The 761-nt window shown below is 34.0% G+C and carries 1 protein-coding gene; it reads right to left on the bottom strand.

Annotated elements, in window-relative coordinates:
• Positions 1 to 214 precede the first annotated feature (214 nt).
• Positions 215 to 634: a GNAT family N-acetyltransferase gene (locus GXK58_RS26825; RefSeq protein WP_160726225.1), complete on the bottom strand. Its 420-nt coding sequence runs from the start codon at positions 632 to 634 to the stop codon at positions 215 to 217.
• Positions 635 to 761 lie beyond the last annotated feature (127 nt).

Raw genomic sequence — 761 nt, 5'->3', positions numbered from 1 at the left:
TAGTAAGGAAAGGGAAAGTACATGCACCCTTCATTTAAAGAAGGTCTAATCTATTAGAACCTCCCTTTTTCAATAGGGAGAGGATTCAGAAATTGTGTTTAATGTACACATATATTTTGTTAAACTAAGCTGCCCGTTTGTTCAATAACGGTAAGGAAAAAGAGACTGCCGAAAAACTGTCCCTTTATTGTAAAAGTAAAGCTCCCGTTGAAAATTACTCTAAATACTCATCACTTAGACTTGGATTTAAATACCTTGCCATTCCAGTTTTCAGTTTTTTAAATCCAAGTTTTCTATAAAATCCTTCATTACCAGTTGTTGATATTAAATGTATACAAGAAACATTACTTAGCTTATCAAGTAAAAACTCCATAATTTTTTTAGCTATTCCTTGCCTTTGAAAATCTCGATGAACCACTACATCATAAATTGCTGCATTAAAAACGCCATCTGTAATCCCTCTACCAATCCCAATAATTCTTCCATTGACCTTAACTAAGGCTACGACATTACTTGCTTCGAATACTTGTCTAATTATCTCGTTTGTATGTTTAGTCCACCCAACAGAAGCATAAACTTCCTTCATTTGATCGAGATTTGCATTGGCGAAATCACTATGAATTTCTATATCCATATATACTCTCCCCTATAAATCGCATATCTAAGTTTTTTAAAATTTTACCATATTTTCAGTGTTTCTACTTCAACTAGTCGAGTAGAAGGGAGCCTTTCTACCTTGCGGTAAATTGTACTCCTCCCCC

The sequence above is a fragment of the Bacillus sp. USDA818B3_A genome (assembly GCF_009928415.1).
Lineage (GTDB): Bacteria > Bacillota > Bacilli > Bacillales > Cytobacillaceae > Neobacillus.
Note: the sequence above shows the minus strand (reverse complement) of the source record. Positions and strands in the feature narration are given on the sequence as shown.

Bases quoted from the DNA above. Each gene is read 5' to 3' on its own strand.
- GXK58_RS26825 (WP_160726225.1), bottom strand. From the start codon at position 634: ATGGATATAGAAATTCATAGTGATTTCGCCAATGCAAATCTCGATCAA.